This is a genomic window from Vibrio sp. SALL6 (genome assembly GCF_002002385.1).
Lineage (GTDB): Bacteria > Pseudomonadota > Gammaproteobacteria > Enterobacterales > Vibrionaceae > Vibrio > Vibrio parahaemolyticus.
This window is the reverse complement of sequence record NZ_MQVK01000008.1, coordinates 160,542-180,009: the sequence shown is the minus strand read 5'-3', so window position 1 is coordinate 180,009 and position 19,468 is coordinate 160,542. Positions and strand designations below refer to the sequence as shown.

Below are 19,468 nucleotides of genomic sequence, written 5' to 3'. Positions count from 1 at the left end.
CTCAAGGGGTAAATATTGAGTTTATTGAGCTAAACCTAACTTAGGTCAAATTAGCTATTCATAATTCTTCATAAAATGCGGGCACCTTTTCCTTCTCTATGATTGTGAGCATATGGAACTCTTGTGTCCTGCGGGTAACCTGCCTGCGCTAAAAACCGCGATTGATTGCGGTGCAGATGCCGTGTACATCGGCTTCAAAGACGATACCAACGCGCGTCACTTTGCTGGTTTGAACTTCAACGGTAAAAAACTAGAAAAGGCCGTGCAATATGTGCATGACCACAACAAAAAGATCCACGTTGCACTCAATACCTTTGCTCATCCAAACGGTTTTGAACGCTGGACAAACGCCGTCGATAACGCAGCGGCATTGGGCGTAGATGCACTGATTGTCGCTGACATTGCTGTTCTTGAGTACGCTGCTCGCAAATACCCTGAGCTTGAGCTACACCTTTCCGTGCAAGCTTCTGCTACCAACGTAGCTGCAATTGATTTCTACAAGCAAAACTTCAACGTTAAACGTGTGGTATTGCCTCGCGTGTTGTCCATTCATCAGGTGAAACAACTGTCGCGTAACATCACCAGTGATGTCGAGCTGGAAGTATTTGCGTTTGGCAGTCTGTGCATCATGTCTGAAGGTCGTTGTTACTTGTCGTCTTACATGACGGGTGAATCGCCAAATACGGTCGGAGCCTGCTCTCCAGCGAAATACGTGCGCTGGCAAGAAACTGAACAAGGCTTGGAGTCTCGATTAAACAACATTTTGATCGACCGTTACTGCTCGGGTGAAAACGCAGGCTATCCAACGCTTTGTAAAGGCCGCTTTGAAGCTGAAATTGAAGGCGAGAAAAAACGTTACCACGCGCTGGAAGAACCAACCAGTTTAAATACTCTTTCTATGCTTCCTGAACTGTTTGCAGCAAACGTAGCGTCGGTAAAAATTGAAGGCCGTCAACGCAGCCCTGCCTATGTAGAGCAAGTTACTCGCACTTGGCGCGCAGCAATTGATCGTTACCAAGCAAACCCAGAAGCTTACCAAGTCGAAGCAGCTTGGGATGCCGCCCTGGCTAACGTTTCTGAAGGTACGCAAACCACGCTGGGTGCATACCACCGTAAATGGCAGTAGAGGTTAAGATGGAAAATTCAATGAAATACGCACTTGGCCCACTGCTGTACTTCTGGCCAAAACAAGATATCGAAGCATTTTACTTACAAGCGAAAGAAAGCTCGGCAGACATTATCTACTTGGGTGAAACCGTTTGTTCAAAACGTCGCGAGATGAAACCTGCTCATTGGTTCGATATTGCCAAAGACCTGTCGGCATCCGGTAAGCAAGTGGTGCTTTCCACCATGGCATTGTTGGAAGCACCAAGCGAAGTCAAGATCATGAAGAAATATATCGATAATGGTGACTTTGCGATTGAAGCAAATGACGTGTCCGCAGTTCAACTGGCGTCTGAACACAAAGTCCCATTTGTCGTTGGCCCAGCAATTAACACTTACAACGCACACACCTTGAACCTGTTTTTAAAACAAGGGATGACTCGTTGGTGTATGCCGGTTGAGCTATCTCGTGAATGGCTAAGCGATACTCTGACACAATGTGAAGACTTAGGGATTCGTAACAAATTCGAAGTCGAAGTCTTTAGCCACGGCTATTTGCCATTAGCCTACTCGGCTCGCTGCTTCACGGCGCGTGCAGAAAATAAAGCGAAGGATGATTGCGAAACTTGCTGCATCAAATACCCAACCGGTATCCAAGTAAGCAGCCAAGAGGGACAAGAAGTCTTCAATTTGAATGGCATCCAAACGCAATCGGGCTACTGTTACAACCTGATCAACGATCTGCCAAGCATGCAAGGACTCGTTGATGTCGTTCGCTTGAGTCCATTAGGCGTAAGTACCTTCTCAGAATTGGATCGCTTCCGTTCTAACGAGCAAGGCTCAGACCCAGACAAACTATCAAGCCGCCAATGCAACGGTTACTGGCATCAATTGGCTGGCTTAGAAGTGAAGAACATTTAACTCTTCCGACAAAGTAAAAAGCGAGGCACTAGCCTCGCTTTTCTGCTACCAACTTAAGACGCTTGGATGCTCGGTTCTACTGGGCTATCCACCATCAACTTTTTGATATCACGCCAAAGCATACTCATCACAACCAGACTTAACGCAATGTTGGATAGCGGGAATGCAATCCAAATGCCTGTCACACCCAACAGTTTTGGCATGATGAATAAGAACGGCAGTTGGATAAGCATATTACCCACCGTCACAAACATCGCCTTACTGCCTTTGTTGACCGATTGATAGTAAGCCCCTGCTACCACTAAGAAACCATCCAGAAACAGTGCGAACATGTGGAGACGAATTCCCACCACAGCACTTTCGATAAGCTGCTGATCCGCGTCATTAAAGACGGATACGAGCTGGTACGGGAAAAGGTTCATCAATACCACGAACACAACACCACCTAAAACCGATGTCCCCATAGCAATTTGTAGCAACTTACGAATGTTATCTTGATTTCGTGCGCCATGGTTGTAGCTCACCAAAGGCTGCATACCATTGGCAATGCCTTCCGCCACGAGATAATAGACCGTCACGATATAGCCTAAAATGGCGTAAGCGCCGATCAAAAGCGGGCTGCCGTATTGTGCAAATAACGCGTTGTGCAGAGCTACCATCGTAGATCCATAAGCGTACATAAAAAAGCTGGATGTCCCGATAAGCACAATTTTAGGAATAGCATCCAATTGCACTTTCAACTCTCTAAATGTTAGACGTAACTTCGCTTTAGAAGAGAAGAAGTAGCCCACACCTAGCACGGTGACAACCATCTGTGCCAATGCGGTCGCAATAGCCGCTCCTGTTAGCTCCCAGTTCATCCAAGCAATGAAAACATAGTCCAACACAATATTAATGATTGCACCTATCACCATCAAAATTGTAGCTAAGTTAGGGCTGTTGTCGTTACGTAGCAAGAATGGAACCGCAATAGAGCCAAGTGAAAAAATACACGCGACGATTAGTATCTGGAGATATTGCAAGCCCAACTCGTACACTCGCCCCTGAGCGCCTTGCCAACGAATAAAGTCATCAGCAAAGAAAAACAGAATCGTTGCGACAATAGGCATCAGGGCCAACAAAAATAGCAAGCCTGTGGTTAAGACCCGTTTCGCACCTTGTTGATCTTGCTCTCCTTGCTTGATGGAAGTCAGGGCTCCCGTACCAACACCAACCATCATCCCTATTCCCAGAATGCTACCAATCACTGGCCAAGCGACATTGATGCCCGCCAATCCGTCAGCGCCGACGTAACGGCCAATAAAAATACCGTCGACGACTTGGTACAGCCCATTGACCAACATGGCTGCGACAGTTGGAATGGTATATTTCCAAAACTGTTTATAAATGGAGTTTTGCATGATTCTCACCAATAGTTAGCAAAGCTAACTAAATAGTTAAATAAATGAATTTTTGAATTAATTTCCAAGCGCTTTATTGAGTAGCGACTGCAATTGTTTGGCTTCTTGTTCGTTTAGCTTTAGCATCATTTGATCCGAAATATCCTTATAAACAATTTGCTCTAAAGACATTTTTTCAGCGACCTCTTCCGTCAGTAAGACACGCTTTGCGCGAGCATCTTCATTGCAAGCAATACGCTTCACTAACCCTTTCTTTTCTAAACGCACCACCATATTGGAGGCAGAAGGTTTGGTTACCTGTAACTCGTCGGCAAGATCAGTAATACGAACGCCTTCAGGAAACACCTGAATTACGCGTAAGTAATCAAATTCGTTAAAGCTAAGATGAGACAATGGATCTTCTTTAGCGTAAACACGCCAAGCTTTGGCGCAAAAACGCTCCAAATCGATCAAACTCTCTTCTAAAGCCATAAAGATTCACCAATTAGTTAGCAAGGCTAACTATTCTAAAGCGAGTTATCTCAATCATCAAGCGTAAAAAAGCCGCTTATGGAAGCGGCTTTATCATTATTGCTGTTCTTGTTGCTCGGCGGCTTTTAGCTTGGCCAACCTATCTTGCTGAAGTTGGTCATAAATTTGTGCTAACTCCAAGAAAGAGTAACGATGCTCAACGTACTCGTACACATTCAACGAAATGGCGAGCTTATACAACGAAATCGCGCTGGCGATGTCACCTTCCAATTGATGACGTTTACCGAGATAAAAATAGGTTTCCGTCAATCGCTGAGCAAGGCGATAGTTTTCTCGCGTCCCATCCATAATCGCAGCAAGAGCCGCTTCATCAGAAACATCGCGTAGCATAAGAGCGACTAACACCCAACCCCATTCTTCACTGCGATCTTGTTGGTAACGCTGCTGAAGGTTTGCTTTTGCTTGCTCAGGGTTTTGATCCGCTTCAATGATGTATAACCACAATGCGCGAAATGGATCGCTTGGCATCTCTTGATAATGCTTGGTCATATCTTCTAAGGCCAAATCAATACGACCGCCGTAGTATAGCGCTATCGCCCGATTGCGCTCTGCGTAAGAGTTATCTGGTGCAAGTTCGAGTGTTGAATCAAATGCTTCGTATGCCGCATCAAACTCTCCAACCTGAGTAAAGTAAACGCCGAGAAGATTAAATATATCTGGCTGAGCTGGGTTCAACTGCAATGATTGGTTGAAATCCAAACGAGCAAGGTCACGCAAGCCAACACTGTCGTAGTAATTACCACGTTCATAGTGCATTTTGGCACGCACTTCATCGCTGAGATCAGGGCGCTGCAGTAGTTGTGATAAACGCGCAATTTGAACTTCTTGTTGAACGCTCGGTTGTAAAGGCACAGCCATTGGTGGGTAAAGCCACTTCAGTGCTGAATGTTGAGAAGTATTTGCACAACCGGTCAGCGCGATAGCAACACATAAACTTGCGGTTTGAAACCATTTCACTAATTGATACTCCTGTTTGGACCGCCTTGGGTCTGTTTCCTTAATGCACTATAGGATAAATAACCTCATTTGAGGTCAAACTCCTCGAAACAGGCCAAAAAAAAAGGGAGCGAAAATGCTCCCCTTTATAGCATGCTTTCAGGCTCTTAAGCTAATAAAAGACCGAAAGGCGAGTTTCAGATTACTCTTCTTTCGCTGCTGGTGCTTCTGCAGCTGCTTCTTCAGCAGGCTTCTCTACCGCTTCTTTCATGCTTAGACGTACACGGCCTTGACGGTCGATTTCAAGAACTTTAACTTGAACTTCTTGACCTTCAGTTAGGTAGTCAGACACTTTCTCAACGCGTTTTTCAGCGATTTGAGAAATGTGTACTAGACCATCTTTACCTGGTAGAACCGTTACAAACGCACCAAAGTCAGCTAGACGAGCCACTTTACCAGTGTAGATACGGCCTACTTCAACTTCAGCAGTGATCTCTTCGATACGGCGGATAGCTTCTTTCGCTGCTGCACCTTCAGTTGCTGCAATCTTGATTGTACCGTCGTCTTCGATTTCGATAGTTGTACCAGTCTCTTCAGTTAGAGCACGGATAACTGCACCACCTTTACCGATAACGTCTTTGATCTTCTCTGCGCTGATCTTCATTGTGTGGATACGCGGAGCGAACTCAGAGATATCGTCACGAGCACCAGCAAGCGCTTCATCCATTACAGATAGGATGTGCTTACGTGCGCCTTGTGCTTGGTTAAGCGCAATTTGCATGATCTCTTTAGTGATACCTTCGATCTTGATGTCCATTTGAAGTGCAGTAACACCAGTGCTAGTACCTGCTACTTTAAAGTCCATGTCACCTAGGTGGTCTTCGTCGCCAAGGATGTCAGAAAGAACAACAAAGTCATCGCCTTCTTTCACAAGACCCATCGCGATACCCGCAACAGATGCTTTGATTGGCACACCAGCATCCATAAGTGCTAGAGATGTACCACATACAGAAGCCATTGAAGATGAACCGTTAGATTCCGTGATTTCTGATACAACGCGAACTGTGTATGGGAACTCGTCAACAGATGGCATTACAGCTGCAATACCACGCTTAGCCAGTTTACCGTGGCCGATTTCACGACGCTTAGGAGAACCTACGAAACCAGTCTCACCCACACAGTATGGAGGGAAGTTGTAGTGTAGTAGGAAGTGATCTTTACGCTCACCAGTTAGCTCATCGATGATTTGTGCATCACGTTGAGTACCTAGAGTAGCTGTCACTAGAGCCTGAGTTTCACCACGAGTGAACAGTGCAGAGCCGTGTGTACGAGGAAGAACACCAGTGCGTACGTCTAGCGCACGAACCATGTCTTTCTCACGACCATCGATACGAGGGTTACCCGCGATGATACTACGACGTACAACAGTCTTCTCTAGATCGTGGAAGATTGTGTGGATTTCTTTAGTATCCGCTTCAGGATCTTGAGCAAGCAGTGCTTCGTTTACTTCTGCTGCAATCTCATGGATGCGGTCGTAACGAGCCATTTTCTCAGTGATTTGGTAAGCCTCAACAAGCTTAGCTTCAGCAAGTTCAGCAATCTTAGTCTTAAGTGCTGTATTTTCTTCTGGAGCAACCCAATCCCAAGCTGGAGTCGCAACTTCAGCTTTGAACTCGTTGATAGCATTGATTACAACTTGTTGTTGATCGTGACCGAACACAACTGCTGCTAGCATTTCTTCTTCAGTTAGGTTGTCAGCTTCTGACTCAACCATTAGTACCGCAGACTCTGTACCTGCAACCACTAGATCTAGACGCGATGCGTTTAGCTCAGTTTGGCTAGGGTTAAGAACTAGCTGACCATCGATGTGACCAACACGTGCTGCACCGATAGGACCATTGAATGGAATACCAGAGATAGCAAGAGCCGCAGATGTACCAATCATTGTTGGGATATCTGGTTGAACGTCTGGGTTTACAGATACAACCGTTGCAATAACTTGCACTTCATTTTTGAACGCGTCCGGGAATAGTGGACGGATTGGACGGTCGATTAGACGAGCTGTTAGCGTTTCGCCTTCAGATGGACGACCTTCACGTTTGAAGAAGCCACCTGGGATTTTACCTGCAGCGTAAGTACGCTCTTGGTAGTTTACAGTTAGTGGGAAGAAATCTTGACCCGCTACTGCTTCTTTTTTACCAACAACTGAAACGAATACTGCTGTATCGTCCATTGTAACCATAACTGCTGCTGTAGCTTGACGTGCGATAACGCCAGTTTCTAGAGTAACCGTGTGGTTACCGTACTGGAACGTTTTAACAACTGGTTTTTCGAACATTGTTATTCCTTGTTTCTAAGCGCACCGATAAATAGCCGCTTAGGTGTGTTAATAAACACTCAAGGCATTACGAATCGCGACTAGTGAAAAGAAACTTACCTAAATTTCTTTTTAATAGCCGCGACCTTTTGGTCGACGAGGTTGACTGTAATGCTATGAGTTTAATAAAAATCTAATATACCAGACTAAACAGCGACTAATCACTCATCTAGAACGGTATCAAAAGATTAAGCCGCCAGTATTATAACGGCTTAAGGATGATTTGGCTAAATTTAGGCAACAAAAAAGGGGCATAAAGCCCCTTTTTTGACAAACTGCTATGCAGTCGCTTATTAGCGACGTAGGCCTAGACGCTTGATTAGGTCTTGGTAGCGAGCTAGATCTTTACCTTTTAGGTAATCTAGAAGCTTACGACGGCGAGAAACCATACGTAGAAGACCACGACGGCTGTGGTGATCGCCTTTGTGAGCTTTGAAGTGACCTTGTAGGTGGTTGATAGAAGCTGTAAGTAGAGCTACTTGAACTTCTGGTGAACCAGTGTCGCCTTCAGATTGTGCGTATTCTGCAACGATTGCTGCTTTAGTTTCTGCATTCAGAGACATAATTCTCTCCTAATAAGAGTAAGTTAATGTTTGTGCCAGCCAATCTCTGATTCAGCCGACACGAGAAGCGCGAATTATAAGGAAGTTTGCTTATAGGCGCAATATAAAAATACCGGCCTAAATGCCGGTATTTTTCAAGTGAGATAGAGATTACTCTTCGTCGCGGAAAACGACTAAACGTTTTGGTGCGATCTTACCATCATCGTTCATTTCACCAACACCGATGAACAAACGCTCTTCGCCCATAGTCAGGCGCAGAGGCCCCTGCTCTGGTGCACCTAATACTTGAACCGGTTGGCCATGCTGAACCATATCCGCTAATTCAGGAATTAGGTTTACTTCTGGTAAGTCTTCAACTGCAGTGTCCATTGGCATAAGCAGTGGATCGAGCAACTCGCGAGGAGCGATTTCTTCACGATGAGCTTGCTCAAGCAGCTCATTAAGCTGCTCAAGAGTCACCATTTTCTCGTAAGGGTACTTGGCTACAGCTGTGCGGCGCAGCATAGTTACGTGAGCACCACAACCGAGCATTTCGCCCAAGTCATCGACGATAGTACGAATGTAAGTGCCTTTTGAACAGTGCACCTCCATCTCAACTTCATCACCTTCAAAACGGTGAAGAATGATTTCGTATACCGTAATTTTACGAGACTCACGTGGAACTTCGATACCTTTACGAGCGTACTCGTACAGAGGTTTGCCTTGATACTTCAAAGCAGAAAACATCGAAGGCACTTGGTCAGATTCGCCACGGAACTTCTCGATACTCGCTTCTAGTTTCTCGAGAGTCACATCTACTGGACGCGTTTCTACCACTTCACCATCAGAGTCTGAAGTGTTAGTACGTTCGCCAAGTTTTGCGATCACGCGATAGCGTTTGTCTGAATCCAGTAGGAACTGAGAAAACTTGGTTGCTTCACCTAAACAGATCGGCAACATACCCGTCGCTAGAGGGTCCAACGCACCAGTGTGACCCGCTTTCTCAGCAAAGTAGATTCGCTTTACTTTTTGCAGTGCATCATTGGAAGAGATACCTGTTGGTTTATCCAACAAGATAACACCATTAATTGGACGACCTTTACGACGACGGGCCATTATTCTTCGTCCTCACGGCCAGAGTTCTTTTGCTTCTGCTTGTCTGAGTTAACCACTTCGGTTACTAGGTTAGACATACGCATACCTTCTACGAGCGTGTTGTCGTAGTAGAAGCGGATTTCTGGAGTTAGACGCAGACGAATACGCTTACCAAGCATCATGCGAATGTGAACTTCATGCTCACGTAGTGCCGATAGGCATGATTCTGGTGTTTGCTCACCTACACATAGGAAAGTCACGAACACTTTTGCGTAAGCAAGGTCACGAGAGACTTCCACATCGGAAATGGTAACCATACCCAAACGTGAATCACGAACTTCACGTTGAAGGATCATTGCTAATTCTTTTTGCAGCTGCTGTGCAACACGCTGCGTGCGGCTAAATTCTTTTGACATATCTTTTCTCTTATATAGAAAGAATGGGGGGTTGGTCAAAGCCAGCCCCCCATGGTGTATTCAACAACCAATTACTACTTATCTATCAAAGATAATATGAGTAATTTTAGTCAATTAGTCTAGAGTACGTTGAATTTCAACGATTTCGAATACTTCGATTTGGTCACCAACGCGAACGTCATTGTAGTTCTTAACGCCGATACCACATTCGTAGCCATTCTTAACTTCTTGAACGTCATCTTTAAAGCGACGTAGTGACTCTAGTTCACCTTCGTAAATAACAACGTTATCACGTAGAACACGGATAGGGTTGTTGCGCTTAATTAGACCTTCAGTAACCATACAGCCAGCGATTGCGCCCAGTTTCGGTGACTTAAACACGTCACGAACTTCAGCAAGACCAATGATCTCTTGCTTGAATTCTGGAGCAAGCATACCACCCATTGCCTGTTTCACTTCGTCAATCAATTGGTAAATGATTGAGTAGTAACGTAGGTCAACTGCTGCGGCTTCAACTGCACGACGAGCAGATGCATCAGCACGTACGTTAAAGCCAAGAATGATTGCGTTTGAAGCTTCTGCTAGTACTACGTCAGTCTCAGTAATACCACCAACACCAGAACCAACGATGTTCACTTTCACTTCGTCAGTCGATAGTTTCAGTAGTGAGTCTGCGATAGCTTCTACAGAACCTTGAACGTCAGCTTTAAGTACAACGTTAAGCTCTGCAACTTCACCAGCAGTCATATTAGAGAACATGTTCTCTAGTTTAGATTTCTGCTGACGAGCAAGTTTCACTTCACGGAACTTACCAGCACGGTAGTTAGCAACTTCACGCGCTTTACGTTCATCACGTACTACAGTAGCTTCGTCACCTGAAGCTGGCACACCTGAAAGACCAAGGATCTCTACAGGAATAGACGGGCCTGCTTCTGTGATTTCTTGACCTAGTTCGTCGCGCATTGCACGAACACGGCCGTACTCTTGACCACAAAGTACGATGTCGCCTTTATGTAGCGTACCAGATTGAACTAGTACTGTAGCAACTGGACCACGACCTTTATCAAGACGAGATTCAACTACCACACCAGACGCCATACCTTCTTTCACAGCTGTAAGTTCTAGAACTTCAGATTGAAGAAGGATTGCTTCTAGAAGGCCATCAATGTTTGTACCCTGTTTTGCAGAGATGTGAACGAACATGTTCTCACCGCCCCATTCTTCAGGGATTACGTCGTATTGAGCTAGCTCATTCTTAACGTTGTCTGGGTTCGCATCTTCTTTATCGATCTTGTTCACAGCAACAATCAAAGGAACGCCTGCCGCTTTCGCGTGCTGGATCGCTTCTACTGTTTGTGGCATTACGCCATCATCTGCTGCAACTACAAGAACAACGATATCTGTCGCTTGAGCACCACGAGCACGCATAGCAGTAAACGCCGCGTGTCCAGGAGTATCAAGGAACGTAATCATACCGTTTTCAGTTTCAACGTGGTAAGCACCGATGTGCTGTGTAATACCACCCGCTTCGCCTGAAGCAACGTGTGTACGACGGATGTAGTCAAGTGTTGACGTTTTACCGTGGTCAACGTGACCCATGATAGTAACAACTGGAGCACGAGGTACTGATTCGGCATTAGTATCGCGGTCAGATAGTACTGCTTCTTCCAGTTCGTTCTCTTTACGAAGAACAACTTTGTGACCCATTTCTTCAGCAACAAGCTGTGCTGTTTCTTGGTCGATCACTTGGTTGATAGTCGCCATAGCGCCCATCTTCATCATCACTTTGATAACTTCTGTCGCTTTAACCGACATCTTGTTAGCAAGTTCTGAAAGAACAATTGTTTCGCCAATCACAACATCTTGCTTAGCAACAGTCGCCGACTTATCAAAGCCGTGCTGCATTGATGTTGGTTTAGCTAGCTTACCTTTACGGCCGCCTTTACCGCCACGTTGGCTACGACCGCTATTGCGTGCCTGCTCGTCTTTAGTCGAAGGTTTTTTCTTCTTCTTATTACGACGACCGGCTTCTTCTTTGCGATCTGCTTCATCTTCGGCTTCACGTGCGTATTGTGAAGTCGTTACATGGTAATCTGTATCTTCCATATCACCCTTTTTCTCTTCTGCAGCAGACCAACGCTCTTTATTCTTTTCAGCCAATTCGCGAGCTTCCTCAAGCTTGCGCTGACTTTCCTCTTCAGCCTTACGCTTAGCTTCTTCTTCCTGACGACGTTTAAGCTCGTCGGCCTCTTTTCGCGCTGCTTCTTGCTTAATTTTCTCTTCAGCATCACGTTTTGCTTTTTCTTCAGCATTACGTTGTGCATTCGTATCTGCGTCGCGCTTCGCTTTTTCTTCAGCTTCGCGTTTCGCTTTTTCTTCCGCTTCACGTTTTACAGCATCTTCAGCTTCACGTTTTGCAGCTTCTTCAGCTTCACGCTTAGCAGTTTCCTCTGCTACGCGTTTTGCTGCTTCTTCTGCTTCACGTTTTGCTACTTCTTCTGCTTCGCGCTTAGCTTCATCTTCAATTGTGCTACGCTTCACGTATGTACGTTTTTTGCGCACCTCAACCTGAACATTCTTACTCTTACCACCACCCGCATTCACACTAAGTGTACTACGAGTTTTACGCTGAAGCGTTAGGCGAGTCGGCTCTGCATCACCAGATTTATCACCGTGTTCTTTCTTTAGATGAGAGAGAAGCTTTTGCTTCTCTTCATCAGTTACATTGTCAGAGCTCGCCTTTTTCATGCCAGCGTCAGCAAGTTGTTCAATCAAGCGGTCGACTGGCGTACCAATCTCATCACTCAGTGCTTTAACTGTTAATTGTGTCATGCCGCTTTCCTCCTTGCCGAAATTATGCTTCTTCGCCGAACCAACAGATGTTACGTGCGGCCATAATTAGCTCGCCTGCACGTTCTTCGGTCAGGCCTTCGATACCTTCTAAATCGTCAATGCCTTGGTCAGCTAGATCTTCCAGTGTCGCTACACCTTTAGCTGCCAGTTTGAATGCCATTTCGCGCTCTAGACCTTCAAGACCTAGTAGATCGTCTGCAGGCTCTAGACCTTCAAAAGATTCTTCTTGTGCTAATGCAATTGTTGTTAGCGCGTCTTTCGCACGACCACGTAGCTCTTCTACAAGCTCTTCGTTTAGGCCGTCGATTTCTAGAAGCTCGTTAACTGGAACGTATGCGATTTCTTCTAGAGTAGAGAAGCCTTCTTCAACAAGCAGCTGAGCAAAGTCTTCTTCGATGTCTAGGTACTTCATGAAGTTTTCGATAGACGCTTGTGATTCTTCAGCGTGTTTCTTCTGAAGATCTGCAACTGTCATTACGTTCAGCTCCCAACCCGTTAGCTGAGATGCTAAACGTACGTTCTGACCGTTACGACCGATAGCCTGTGCTAGGTTGTCGGCTTCAACTGCGATGTCCATTGAGTGTGCATCTTCATCCACGATGATAGAAGCTACGTCTGCTGGAGCCATTGCGTTGATAACGAATTGCGCTGGGTTATCATCCCAAAGCACGATATCGATACGCTCACCACCAAGCTCACCAGAAACAGCTTGTACACGTGCGCCACGCATACCAACACACGCACCAACAGGGTCAATACGTTTGTCATTTGTTTTCACTGCGATCTTAGCGCGAGAACCAGGATCACGAGCAGCACCTTTCAGTTCGATGATTTCTTCAGCGATCTCTGGAACTTCTACACGGAATAGTTCTTCCAGCATTTCAGGCTTAGAACGAGTGATAAACAATTGGAAACCACGCGCTTCTGGAGCAACTTTGTACAGAAGACCACGTACACGGTCACCTGGACGGAAATTTTCACGAGGAAGTTGGTCATCACGTAGGATTACCGCTTCTGCGTTGTTACCTAAGTCAAGAACGATTGTGTCGCGGTTTACCTTCTTAACAACACCAGTGATTAGATCACCTTCGTTATCGATAAACTGCTCAACGATTTGTGCACGTTCAGCTTCACGAACTTTTTGTACAATAACTTGCTTAGCCGTTTGAGTCGTAATACGGTCAAACGTTACTGATTCGATTTCATCTTCTACGTAATCGCCTAGCTCAACTGAATCATCTTCATATTGAGCAGCTTCTAGAGAGATCTCTTTCGTTGGGCTTTCTACTTGGTCAACAACCAACCAACGACGGTAAGTTACAAACTCACCAGTTTTACGGTCAATAGCAACACGAACGTCGATTTCGATTTCGTACTTTTTCTTTGTAGAAGTTGCTAGAGCAATCTCAAGAGCTTCAAAGATACGCTCACGAGGTACCGCTTTTTCGTTCGATACCGCTTCTGCTACCGCTAAAATTTCTTTACTCATTGTATTTAGCCTCTAAGCTTAAACTTTTTTAGGGACCTAAAATTTAGGGATCAGGTTAGCTTTTGAAATGTTACTTAAAGCAAACTCTTCTTGCTGACCTTCAACAGTAACTGTCACTGTTTCGCCATCCACGCCGTGGATAATGCCTTTCCACTTACGACGGTTTGCTACAGCCATTTTCAAAACGATGCTGACCTCGTGACCAATAAATTGCTCGTAATGTGCTGCTTTGAATAGTGGTCTTTCTAAACCTGGAGAAGACACTTCTAGGCTGTAAGCAACAGAAATTGGATCTTCAACGTCTAACACTGCACTTACTTGGTGGCTAACTTCTGCACAGTCGTCCACGTTAATACCATTTTCATGGTCGATGTAGATGCGTAACGTTGAATGCGCGCCAGCACGAATGAATTCTAATCCAACTAACTCATAGCCTGATGCCTCTACTGGCGCTTCAAGCATTTCAGTAAGTTGTCTTTCTAAACCAGTCATTTAAACCACTCCAGAAACAAAAAAAGGGCTCAGAGCCCAATCAAAAAACCAAGCAGTGACCTGAGTCATTTAAAAAACTCAGATAACAAAAAACCCCGATAGTCGGGGTTTTATGCTGCTGGACCCTGATACGTTAAGAATAGTCAAAATTACTTTTCTTAACTCGTAGTGTGGTTAGCACTACGCAAACTTGCCAATCTGCCACTTCTTTATTCAAAGAAGGAGATTGGTTGCGGGGGCCGGATTTGAACCGACGACCTTCGGGTTATGAGCCCGACGAGCTACCAAGCTGCTCCACCCCGCGTCCGACTTGCTGAGCATTATACTCGCAAACAAGTGATTTACAAGTTTGTAAATACATGGTGCCGAGAGAGGGACTCGAACCCTCACACCTAAGGCACTAGCACCTCATGCTAGCGTGTCTACCAATTTCACCATCTCGGCATAAAACCTTACAGCTTATTGAGGAATTTCATCACCAGTAGATGCTGGAACTTCACTCGCTGCGTCTTTAACTTGTTCAACTACTGGTTGACCTAACGTTGGGTCTACCCATTGAGACTCGGTCTTGTGTGTAGACATACGACCAAGTAGCAAACTAACGACAAAAAATACGGTTGCTAAAATAGCAGTTGTTCGGGTTAAGAAATTACCTGAGCCACTAGCACCAAACACTGTGTTTGAAGCACCAGCACCGAACGAGGCTCCCATATCTGCGCCTTTACCTTGTTGAATCAACACAAGGCCAATCACACCAAGCGCTGCCAACAGGTAAATCACAAGTAGAACTGAAAACATTTTTTCCACCTATGTTCCAAATTGTTGAGCCAGCGCCGTTCAATATCGAAACATCGTTAATGAACAAGGCTAGCGACCTCCTAACGGGAGGCGGAGCAATACTAGCGAAAGCCAGTAACGCTGACAAGGGAAAATTAGTAAAAAATCAATGTCGGCGGGTTAAGCGCTCAAAAAAAGGGCAAAACTTGCCCTTTTCTTTCTTTAAACACGTTAAAGCAATGATTAACAACTTGCTTTTACTGCATCCGCAATCTTAAGCGCTGAGCTTTGAACAAGCTCGGCATCTTCACCTTCTACCATTACGCGAATCAAAGGCTCTGTACCTGATTTACGTAGTAAAACGCGACCTTTATCGCCTAGTTCAGCTTCAACTTCTTCTACAGCAGCCAGTACTGCTTGCGCTTCTAGAGGGTTATTTTCACCGGCGAAACGTACATTTTCTAAAACTTGTGGGTAAAGCGTCATGCCTTGCGACAAGTCGTGCAGTGACATGTCACTACCAACAACAGAAGCAAGCACTTGCAGAGCAGCAACAATCGCGTCTCCCGTTGTTACTTTATCTAGCAAGATAACGTGACCAGAGTTTTCGGCACCGATCTTCCAGCCTTTAGCCAGCAATTGCTCCATTACATAGCGGTCACCGACAGCAGCACGAACAAATGGAATGCCTAATTGCTTCAGGCCATTTTCCATACCTAGGTTAGTCATCAATGTACCAACCACGCCACCTTTTAGTTCACCACGACGCAGAGCATCACGTGCGATGATGTAAGCAATTTGGTCACCATCGACTTTATTACCTAAATGGTCAACCATGATGATACGGTCGCCGTCACCATCGAATGCAAGACCAAGATGAGCTTGCTCTTCTACAACGCGTTTTTGTAGCGCGCGAACGTCTGTAGCACCGACTTCTTCATTGATGTTGATACCATTTGGCTCAACACCCATCGCGATTACATCTGCACCAAGTTCTTTGAAGACATTTGGAGCAATATGGTAGGTAGCACCATGAGCGCAATCAACGACGATCTTTAAGTTAGAGAGACTGAGTGTCGATGGGAATGTGCTTTTACAGAACTCGATGTAACGACCTGCAGCATCATTTAAACGAGTCGCTTTGCCCAATTCAGAAGACTCAACACATTCAATGTCTTTGTCCAATTCAGCTTCGATAGCAAGCTCGATATCATCAGGCAATTTTGTGCCCTCAGATGAGAAGAATTTAATACCGTTGTCGTAATATGGGTTATGCGATGCAGAAATCACAATGCCCGCTTCTGCGCGGAAAGTTTGCGTTAAGTAAGCGACAGCAGGTGTCGGCATTGGACCTGTGAAAGTTGCCTTCAGACCTGCGGCAGCAAGACCTGCTTCTAGTGCAGATTCAAGCATGTAACCAGAGATACGAGTATCTTTACCAATAATAACTTTCTTTGTGCCTTGTTTTGCTAGTACACGACCAGCAGCCCAGCCAAGCTTAAGTACGAAGTCTGGAGTGATTGGGTACTGTCCAACTTTACCGCGTACACCGTCCGTACCAAAGTAACGTCTTTTATTCGACATAAACTTACCTTTATTATTTTTAAATATTGTTTTGCGTCATTTCGACAATTTTCATTGCTTCAATAGTTTCTTCAAAATCATGAACACGAATGATCTGCGCGCCTTTCATGGCAGCAATCGTGGCACAAACGACACTGGCGTTAGTGCAATCTGCTGCGGGCTTATTAAGCAGCTTGAAAATCATTGATTTACGAGACATGCCCGCCAAGATAGGCAGACCGAACTCATGAAACTTCTCGAGATGAGCGAGCATATGATAATTGTGTTCAATGGTTTTGCCAAAGCCAAAACCAGGATCGAGGATAAGTTGAGACTTATTGATACCTACAGCTTCACAAGCAGCTATGCGCTCTTCCAGAAACTGAGCAACGTCATCCATCAAGTTCTCGTACTGAGGGCTTTCCTGCATAGTTCTAGGTTGCCCCTTCATATGCATTAAGCAAACAGGTAGTTTTGATGCAGCCGCAACTTGAAGTGCCCCAGGTTCTTGTAACGCACGGATATCGTTAATTAGATCCGCACCAACAGCGATAGCCTGACGCATTACTTCTGCTTTACTAGTATCGACAGAGATCCATACATCGTATTTTTCGCGGATGGCCTTTACAACAGGAACAACGCGTTGCAGCTCTTCTTCTAGAGAGACATCTGGCGCACCAGGGCGTGTAGACTCACCACCGACATCAATGATGCTAACCCCTGCGGTAATCATTTTTTCGACTTGAGCAAGAGCAAGTTCTAAAGAATTGAATTTACCACCATCAGAAAATGAATCAGGGGTAACATTAAGAATCGCCATTACATGTGGACGAGAAAGGTCGAGAGATTTGTTATTTGCTGTAATAATCATAATAAATACAAAAACCCCGAGCTAACTCGGGGTTTATTATTATCAACACTCTTTATTCAGAGTCTTTCTTTTCTGGAACTTCACTTGAAGCAGAATCTTGAGAAGTAACTTGCTCTGCGACATTCGCAGAATCCGTTGCTTTCTCTTCCTCTTTCACTTCAGGGGTTGCTTGAGGCTTATCGTCATCCTTTGGCTTATTCATTGGGTTATCACCCCAGCCTGCTGGCTCACGAATTTCCGCTTTACGTTCCATGAGATCATCAATTTGGCGAGCATCAATGGTTTCATACTTCATTAGCGCATCTTTCATCGCATGCATGATGTCCATGTTGTCTTCCAAAATCTTTTTCGCACGGTCGTAGTTGCGGTCGATGATTTGTCGAACCTCATCATCGATCAACTTCGCAGTATCATCAGACATGTGTTTAGTCTGCGTTACGCTACGACCAAGGAATACTTCACCTTCATCTTCTGCATAAAGTAGAGGACCAAGTTTTTCAGAGAAGCCCCATTGTGTCACCATCTTACGAGCAATATCTGTCGCACGTTCAATGTCGTTGGAAGCACCTGTCGATACTTTTTCAGGACCGTAAATTAGCTCTTCAGCAAGACGACCGCCATACAGGCTTGAAATCATAGATTCTAAGTGCTGACGAGACATACTTACGCGGTCTTGTTCTGGCAAGTACATCGTTACACCAAGTGCACGACCACGTGGAATGATAGACACTTTGTACACAGGATCATGCTCAGGTACTAAACGACCAACAATCGCGTGACCAGCTTCATGGTACGCTGTTGACTCTTTGGTCTCTTCTGACATCACCATAGAACGGCGCTCTGCACCCATCATGATTTTGTCTTTCGCAAGCTCAAATTCAACCATAGAGACATTGCGTTTGTTGCCACGTGCAGCAAATAGTGCAGCTTCGTTAACTAAGTTTGCTAGGTCAGCACCAGAGAAACCTGGCGTACCACGAGCGATTAGAGAAGGCTCTACGTCACCAGCTAATGGCACTTTGCGCATGTGTACTTTTAGAATCTGTTCACGACCACGTACATCAGGAAGACCTACAACTACTTGACGGTCAAAACGACCCGGACGTAGCAATGCAGGGTCTAATACGTCTGGGCGGTTGGTCGCAGCAATAACGATAATACCTTCGTTGCCCTCAAAACCATCCATTTCTACTAGCATTTGGTTCAGTGTTTGCTCACGTTCATCGTGACCACCACCTACACCAGCACCACGCTGACGACCTACAGCATCGATTTCATCGATAAAGATAATACAAGGCGCGGCTTTCTTCGCTTGCTCGAACATGTCACGTACACGAGACGCACCAACACCAACGAACATTTCTACGAAATCGGAACCTGAAATAGTAAAGAACGGTACTTTTGCCTCACCTGCGATAGCTTTTGCAAGTAACGTTTTACCCGTACCTGGAGGACCAACCATTAAAACACCAGTTGGAATTTTACCACCCAGTTTTTGGAAACGGCTCGGATCACGCAGGTAATCAACAAGTTCTTTTACGTCTTCTTTTGCTTCGTCACAGCCTGCAACATCAGCGAAAGTGGTTTTGATTTGTTCTTCGCTCATCATACGAGCTTTACTCTTACCGAAAGACATAGCGCCTTTACCGCCGCCGCCTTGCATTTGACGCATGAAGAAAATCCACACACCAATCAGTAAGATCATTGGGAACCAAGAAATGAAAATTGTGCCAAGCAAGCTTTGCTCTTCAGGAGGCGTACCTTGCACTTTCACGTTTTGGTTAATTAGGTCATCTAGAAGCTTCTGATCATACACAGGCATGTAAGTGACCATTTTGGCACCGCCGCCACGACGAACAAAGCTAATTTCACCGTCTTTAAAAGTTGCTTCTTGAATCTGGCCTTGGCCAACTTCCTGTACAAACGTGGTGTAATCCACGGTTCTGCCATTGCTTTCTCCAGGGCCAAAGCTCTGGAATACCGACATCAATACGACAGCGATAACAAGCCACAGAATTAAATTTTTTGCCATGTCACTCAAGGTGTAAGCCTCTCGATAACTAATTGTAATTAAAGGTAGGGTACTACAGTTCACTCACTG

Annotated in this window: 16 protein-coding genes and 2 tRNA genes; 2 read left to right on the top strand and 16 right to left on the bottom strand. The window is 45.2% G+C overall.

Going from position 1 to position 19,468, the window contains the following annotated elements; genetic code table 11:
• Positions 1-112 precede the first annotated feature (112 nt).
• Positions 113-1,126: a peptidase U32 family protein gene (locus BIW15_RS05125; protein WP_024699397.1), complete on the top strand. Its 1,014-nt coding sequence runs from the start codon at positions 113-115 to the stop codon at positions 1,124-1,126.
• 20 nt (positions 1,127-1,146) lie between these two features.
• The gene (locus BIW15_RS05120; protein WP_179115226.1) at positions 1,147-2,025 is read left to right on the top strand and encodes a U32 family peptidase; all 879 of its coding nucleotides are present in this window, start codon (positions 1,147-1,149) and stop codon (positions 2,023-2,025) included.
• Between the two features lie 53 nt (positions 2,026-2,078).
• On the opposite strand, the gene vmrA is transcribed toward BIW15_RS05120, so the two are convergent.
• The 16 genes from vmrA to ftsH form a co-directional block, all read right to left on the bottom strand.
• Positions 2,079-3,425 (bottom strand): sodium-coupled multidrug efflux MATE transporter VmrA, encoded by a 1,347-nt coding sequence (gene vmrA / locus BIW15_RS05115; RefSeq protein WP_017447713.1) that lies wholly within the window; start codon positions 3,423-3,425, stop codon positions 2,079-2,081.
• A gap of 57 nt (positions 3,426-3,482) precedes the next feature.
• A complete protein-coding gene (locus tag BIW15_RS05110) occupies positions 3,483-3,896 on the bottom strand; it encodes a MarR family winged helix-turn-helix transcriptional regulator (RefSeq protein WP_024702430.1) in 414 nt (137 codons plus the stop codon).
• Positions 3,897-3,992: 96 nt separating this feature from the next.
• Positions 3,993-4,913, bottom strand: coding sequence for a lipoprotein NlpI (gene nlpI / locus BIW15_RS05105; protein WP_005481586.1), 921 nt, complete (start codon positions 4,911-4,913; stop codon positions 3,993-3,995).
• A 181-nt stretch (positions 4,914-5,094) separates the two neighbouring features.
• The gene (pnp, locus tag BIW15_RS05100) at positions 5,095-7,230 is read right to left on the bottom strand and encodes a polyribonucleotide nucleotidyltransferase (RefSeq protein WP_005456067.1); all 2,136 of its coding nucleotides are present in this window, start codon (positions 7,228-7,230) and stop codon (positions 5,095-5,097) included.
• A gap of 332 nt (positions 7,231-7,562) precedes the next feature.
• Entirely contained in the window at positions 7,563-7,832 is a 270-nt protein-coding gene (gene rpsO, locus BIW15_RS05095; protein WP_005456110.1) for a 30S ribosomal protein S15, read from the bottom strand.
• 150 nt (positions 7,833-7,982) lie between these two features.
• The gene (truB, locus tag BIW15_RS05090) at positions 7,983-8,927 is read right to left on the bottom strand and encodes a tRNA pseudouridine(55) synthase TruB (RefSeq protein WP_025441384.1); all 945 of its coding nucleotides are present in this window, start codon (positions 8,925-8,927) and stop codon (positions 7,983-7,985) included.
• Entirely contained in the window at positions 8,927-9,322 is a 396-nt protein-coding gene (gene rbfA, locus BIW15_RS05085; RefSeq protein WP_077280648.1) for a 30S ribosome-binding factor RbfA, read from the bottom strand. Before rbfA ends, truB begins: the two co-directional genes overlap by 1 nt.
• Positions 9,323-9,436: 114 nt before the next feature.
• Entirely contained in the window at positions 9,437-12,154 is a 2,718-nt protein-coding gene (infB, locus tag BIW15_RS05080; RefSeq protein WP_005481598.1) for a translation initiation factor IF-2, read from the bottom strand.
• 22 nt (positions 12,155-12,176) lie between these two features.
• On the bottom strand, positions 12,177-13,664 hold the full coding sequence (nusA, locus tag BIW15_RS05075) for a transcription termination factor NusA (protein WP_005456069.1): 1,488 nt from the start codon (positions 13,662-13,664) through the stop codon (positions 12,177-12,179).
• Positions 13,665-13,700: 36 nt separating this feature from the next.
• The gene (gene rimP / locus BIW15_RS05070; RefSeq protein ID WP_005456065.1) at positions 13,701-14,156 is read right to left on the bottom strand and encodes a ribosome maturation factor RimP; all 456 of its coding nucleotides are present in this window, start codon (positions 14,154-14,156) and stop codon (positions 13,701-13,703) included.
• A gap of 227 nt (positions 14,157-14,383) precedes the next feature.
• Positions 14,384-14,460: transfer RNA gene (locus BIW15_RS05065), tRNA-Met, on the bottom strand.
• 56 nt (positions 14,461-14,516) lie between these two features.
• Positions 14,517-14,600 (bottom strand) — tRNA-Leu (locus BIW15_RS05060).
• A 15-nt stretch (positions 14,601-14,615) separates the two neighbouring features.
• Positions 14,616-14,954, bottom strand: a complete 339-nt coding sequence (gene secG, locus BIW15_RS05055; protein ID WP_029840078.1) for a preprotein translocase subunit SecG — start codon at positions 14,952-14,954, stop codon at positions 14,616-14,618.
• Positions 14,955-15,176: 222 nt separating this feature from the next.
• The gene (glmM, locus tag BIW15_RS05045) at positions 15,177-16,517 is read right to left on the bottom strand and encodes a phosphoglucosamine mutase (protein ID WP_005481562.1); all 1,341 of its coding nucleotides are present in this window, start codon (positions 16,515-16,517) and stop codon (positions 15,177-15,179) included.
• A 19-nt stretch (positions 16,518-16,536) separates the two neighbouring features.
• A complete protein-coding gene (gene folP / locus BIW15_RS05040) occupies positions 16,537-17,367 on the bottom strand; it encodes a dihydropteroate synthase (RefSeq protein WP_021454076.1) in 831 nt (276 codons plus the stop codon).
• A 52-nt stretch (positions 17,368-17,419) separates the two neighbouring features.
• Entirely contained in the window at positions 17,420-19,399 is a 1,980-nt protein-coding gene (ftsH, locus tag BIW15_RS05035) for an ATP-dependent zinc metalloprotease FtsH (protein WP_021822672.1), read from the bottom strand.
• Between the last annotated feature and the right edge of the window lie 69 nt (positions 19,400-19,468).